General features: G+C 73.5%; 1 protein-coding gene. It reads right to left on the bottom strand.

What is annotated here, in order from left to right:
* On the bottom strand, nucleotides 1-261 hold a 261-nt coding region (locus AC1RPH_RS08225; protein ID WP_481762097.1), incomplete at its 3' end, for an MFS transporter.
* Nucleotides 262-294: the final 33 nt, after the last annotated feature.

Raw genomic sequence — 294 nt, 5'->3', positions numbered from 1 at the left:
GATGCCCAGCCAGGCAACCAGGCCGGCGGCCGCCAGCGGTCCAACCCCAGCACCCAAGTTGTCGCCGGCCCGCTCCAGACCGAATGCGCGACCGTACGCGCGACGCGGCGCCAGCGACGACAACAACGAATCACGCGCCGGCGACCGCACGCCCCGGGACGCCCACGCCAAAGCGCGCAGGATCGCCACCTGCCACACCGCCGTTGCCATCCCGATCGCCGCCGTAGCCAGTGCAGTCACCAGATACCCGCCCGTGGCCATCGCCCGCCGCCGCCGAGGGTCGTTCGCCGACGG

The organism is Dellaglioa sp. CoH-57-MRSF-16 (assembly GCF_056782055.1).
The sequence above is the reverse complement of the archived record's forward strand: the minus strand, read 5'-3'. Positions and strand labels throughout refer to the sequence as shown.